The sequence below is a fragment of the Lampropedia puyangensis genome (assembly GCF_004833285.1).
In the GTDB taxonomy this organism is placed as follows: domain Bacteria; phylum Pseudomonadota; class Gammaproteobacteria; order Burkholderiales; family Burkholderiaceae_C; genus Lampropedia; species Lampropedia puyangensis.
In genome coordinates, this window is sequence record NZ_STFG01000047.1 from 1 (window position 1) to 4,397 (window position 4,397).

Consider the following 4,397-nt stretch of genomic DNA (forward strand, 5'->3'; position numbering starts at 1 on the left):
CTGCATAGGCCATGGTTTCGACGAGATGGGACATAAGAACTCCTTTGAAGGGAAATAGGGGCGACAAATAAGCCCACTGGACAAAACCATTGGGCTTATGAGTGGAAGAACAAGGAAAAGAAAACGCTGAATGATCAGCGCAGCATCACACTCGGAAAGTGTGACCACAGTCGATGCATTCGATGTTGTCCAAGACATTGGCATCCAAGCTTTCGCCAACGGCTGAGCCGACTTCACAGCCGATCTTGCTGCCAAGCAGGCCACCAAGGGCTGCACCTGCAATTGAGCACAAGACAGAACCAATGGGACCAGCAACAACGCCGACCATGGCACCAGTGCGTGCACCATTCAAAGCACCGGCAACACCTGCGGCACCTCCAGCAACACCACCAATGGAACCTGCCACGGTTTTACCAAGGGTGCGTTGTTTGAGGTTGTGAGACTGACAGTTGGGGCATGAAGCCATGAATACTCCTTGAAAAAGACAAACAAAAAGCCCCAGGTCGATGACGAGGGGCTGATGGATGAGCCATAGATGCTGCGAAAACAGGCAAACATCTGTGTGTTCAAGGCTGTGATATGTGGCTGAAAACTTTTTATTTGAAATGTTTATAGACAAGGATTAGCTTCTCAAGTGACAATTTTTTTGCAAAAAAAATCTTGAGTCCAATGTTGTGCGCAGATGTCTAATTTCATTCAACGAATTGTTGTCACCAGATTGTCACCATATCTAAGACAAAGAAAAAGGACTTACCGCTAAAAGCGCGTAAGTCCTTGATTTATTTTGGTGGGCCCTGCAGGGGTCGAACCTGCGACAAACGGATTAAGAGTCCGCTGCTCTACCAACTGAGCTAAGAGCCCTTTGCCTTAAGCGCAACAGTGTGGTTACGTTTAGCAAGGGCGAAATTGTAGCGCAATTTTGAATTGGTTGGGCGGCTTGATTGACTTAATGCTTGCTGCCCGTGTTTATGCCGCCGTTGGTTGCAAGTAGCGGTGCTTGAGTTCCAACTGGGCCTCAGGCGTGAGGCCAAGCTCGTGGCGAAGATAGTTGGGCATGCTGCCGTATTGTTGGTCGATTTCTTGATAGGCAGCATCCAAAAAACTGGGGGCAACGCGCCATAAGACGCTGAGAACCTCTTCGGGAAGTGTGGTGTGCGGTGTGGCAACCCGTTTGTACAGACTGTTCGTGAGCAGGTAGTCTTGCATGATCGTGGCGCGGTCTACCCCTAGGGCTTCCAATAGCAGGGCCGCTGCAAAGCCGGTGCGGTCTTTGCCTGCGGTGCAGTGAAAGAGGATGGGGCTGTCGGTAGCTAACAACGTATCGAAAAATGCGCTGTATTGCGCTGTGTTGTGGCTGGCGAAGGCGCTGTATGTCTGCTCCATGAGAAGATGCGCAGTGGCCGCGTTAAGTGCGTTGCCTTCAGTCACAAGACTCTGCAGGCTTTGTACGACTTTGGGCTCGATGGGGATTTCGATGCGCTGGAGTTGGGGAATGCTGTAATTGTGAATGTGGGCCTCAGCTGCGCCGCGAAAGTCGATGCTGCGGGCAATACCCAAGGCTGCGAACTGCTGTAAATCTTGGACGGTAAAGTCAGAAGGTCTGTCAGAGCGGTAAATTTTTTTCCATTGCAGTTGACGCTGGTCTTGGGTGGTGTAGCCACCAAGATCACGAAAGTTGCTGACGCCTTGGAAAGGAATATGACGTGGTGGATGCGTGTTGGTCATGACCATGATTGTGGCGTTGAATGTGGGTTGCTTGTGAAAGCTTGGTGACAGTATGGGGCTATCGTGTTGCACGATGTTTGGAGTCCCATTTTTGTTTCAACCGGGCTTTCATGGCTTTCAGGGGTGTCTTCGGGTGAGGAGTGTTGCGTTCAAATGGATTTTTCTGAAGCGTTGAAACAGCATCAGCGGGAAGGGCTGGCCGTTGCGCGCTATGTGGGCCGGTTTGCGCCATCACCAACAGGGCCGTTGCATGTCGGATCTGTGGTGGCCGCTTTGGCGAGTTGGTTGGATGCGCGTGCTGCTGCTGCACAAGGCGTTGCCAGCACTTGGCTGGTGCGCATAGAGGATGTTGATGCGCAGCGGTGCTCATTAGCTTGGGCCCATACGGTATTGAAGCAGCTGGATGCGCTGGGCTTACAGGCCGATGGGGCAGTGCAGTGGCAGTCCGGCAGAAGTGCGCTGTATGCGCAGGCTTTGCAGTATTTGCAGCAAACGCAGCGGACCTATGCGTGTCGCTGCACTCGTAAAGAGATTGAGCAGGCATGGGCCTTGCGTGGTGTGCAACGCCAGCGTTTTCAAACCTTGATTTACCCGGGGACGTGTCGACACGAGGCGTACGTGGAGCCAGTGCGCGCTTGGCGGTTTGATGTACAAGGCAACGAGGGCGCACCAAGAGCGTTGTCATCCCATGCTGTGGCATGGAGTGACCGAAGATTGGGGCCGCAAATGCAGGATGTGGTTGCAGATGTTGGCGACTATGTACTGCAGCGTGCGGATGGGATGTGGAGCTACCAACTGGCCTGTGTGGTGGATGATGCTCTGCAGGGCATCACCCATGTGGTGCGTGGAGAGGACTTGACCGACAACACGGCTAGGCAATTGTTGTTGCAAGAGGCTTTGGGGGCTGCCCATCCACAGTATTTACACGTGCCGCTGGCCTTGGATGCACGGGGAGAGAAGCTGTCTAAAGGCAACCATGCCCCGAGTATTGATGAGGTTTCGGTGCAGCACAGTTTGCTGGCTGCCGCGCAGGTGCTGGGTCTGCCTACGCAGGTAGGGGATGAGGGGGCTTTGGTTGCTGATTTGCTGCAGCGCTGGGTGGCGGCTTGGGCGGCACTGTACCCGTTGCGCTGGGTTTAGGAAGCTCTCAAGAGGGCGTCTTCTTTACACCGCCATCGGGGCGGTCAGGTGGGCGTGGTGTTGGTAACCTTGCAGGCTGAAGTCGCCGGGCTCAATCTGTTCTAGCCATTGCGGTTCGTACTGGCCTGTTTGGGCAAAGTCCGGAATACGGCTTGACAGTACCAGCTGTGGTGCGGGCAGAGGCTCGCGGCGTAATTGTTCTTGCAGCATCTCCACATGGTTTTCGTAGATATGCGCGTCGCCAATGAAATAAGTAAACCAACGCGGTGTGTATCCGGTCAGGCGCCCAACCAAGTGCAGCAGTGCCGCGCCTTCGGTGAGGTTAAATGGTGTGCCAAGCCCCACGTCATTGCTGCGGATATACAGGCATAGCGAAATTTCACGTTTGCTCTGGTTTACCAAAAACTGGTAGAGCAGGTGGCAAGGCGGCAAGGCCATTTCTTCCAGCTGCGCCCAATTCCATCCATGAAAAAGAATGCGACGGCTGCCCGGGTCTTTCATGATGGTATCCAGGCACTGGCGCAATTGGTCAATCGATTTGTACAGCAAGGTACCCGTGGTGGTGTGTGTGGGGTTGGCATCGCTCGCTGCTGGCGCATTGACCTCGCCAATGCGTTGGTAGCCACGTGCCAATGCGTCTTGCAGTTGCGCGGCGCCTTCAGGCGCTGCGGTATCAATCAATTTATAAGCAGGCCATTGGCGCCACTGCACGCCATACACAGGGCCGAGATCGTCTTGCCCCAACCGGTACGGGTTGGCCAGCCATTGTGCATTTTCGTTGGCGTTCTGATCCCAGACTTTGCAGCCTAGCGCACGGAAGGTTTCAGCACTACGGCTGCCGCGCAAGAAACCAACCATTTCCCCAATTGCGGATTTAAATGCCAGCTTTTTGGTGGTGACGGCGGGGAAGCCTTCTTGTAAATCAAATTTCATCATGGCACCAGGAATGCTCAGGGTGCGCACGCCGGTGCGGTTGTCCTGCCAGGAGCCATTGTCAAAAATATCCTGAACCAATTGGAGGTACTGCTTCATGTGCGGAGGGGGCTGTCGAGGGGCTGAAAACGAAAGACGCCACAATATAGCGCAAGCCGCTGGCTGGCGTAGTGCAGCGGTGCGGATGACGCACTTGTGTATATGTGTTGCGTTGTTTGAGTGCAGTCTTTAAGAACGTGTTTAGGACCTTCACACAGTCGCACAAGACTCAAAAAAGGGCCGGTGTCAAGCCTTTCGTGAAGATCACGCGGGACTTGAAACCGTATAAGGGGCAATAGGTTAGCTCTGTTTCGTGCCGCTTGCAGGGGATGCGGCGTTGTGGGCTGGGAGCCACATGAGAGCCTTGGGAAAGTAAGCCACGTCATGCTGTGACGGTGACAACTATCCAGAGACAGCGGGCTTGTTAGCCATAGTAACCCTTTCTTTCGTACACCGGCTTTGTTGCACAAATCAAATTTAGCGTGATCGGCTCCTGACCCCAGACGCACTTATCCCACTGCCACCGTGTTAGGGCGACCAAGTTCGGTGAACCGATTGAG

Annotated in this window: 4 protein-coding genes and 1 tRNA gene; 1 reads left to right on the plus strand and 4 read right to left on the minus strand. The window is 53.9% G+C overall.

Annotation, left to right across the window (positions count from 1 at the left end; genetic code table 11):
* Window positions 1-145: 145 nt before the first annotated feature.
* The 3 genes from E9531_RS17225 to E9531_RS17235 all read right to left on the minus strand — a co-directional run bounded on the left by E9531_RS17225 (window position 146) and on the right by E9531_RS17235 (window position 1,725).
* Entirely contained in the window at window positions 146-466 is a 321-nt protein-coding gene (locus E9531_RS17225; protein ID WP_136575002.1) for a hypothetical protein, read from the minus strand.
* Window positions 467-785: 319 nt separating this feature from the next.
* Window positions 786-861 (minus strand) — tRNA-Lys (locus E9531_RS17230).
* 105 nt (window positions 862-966) lie between these two features.
* Complete coding sequence (locus tag E9531_RS17235; RefSeq protein ID WP_136575003.1) at window positions 967-1,725, minus strand: tyrosine-protein phosphatase; 759 nt, start codon at window positions 1,723-1,725, stop codon at window positions 967-969.
* 153 nt (window positions 1,726-1,878) lie between these two features.
* Here E9531_RS17235 and gluQRS point away from each other — a divergent pair, with 153 nt between their 5' ends.
* Window positions 1,879-2,865: a tRNA glutamyl-Q(34) synthetase GluQRS gene (gluQRS, locus tag E9531_RS17240; protein WP_136575004.1), complete on the plus strand. Its 987-nt coding sequence runs from the start codon at window positions 1,879-1,881 to the stop codon at window positions 2,863-2,865.
* A 24-nt stretch (window positions 2,866-2,889) separates the two neighbouring features.
* Here the strand turns inward: gluQRS and E9531_RS17245 are convergent, their stop codons facing one another.
* Window positions 2,890-3,897, minus strand: a complete 1,008-nt coding sequence (locus E9531_RS17245; protein ID WP_136575005.1) for a thymidylate synthase — start codon at window positions 3,895-3,897, stop codon at window positions 2,890-2,892.
* Window positions 3,898-4,397 lie beyond the last annotated feature (500 nt).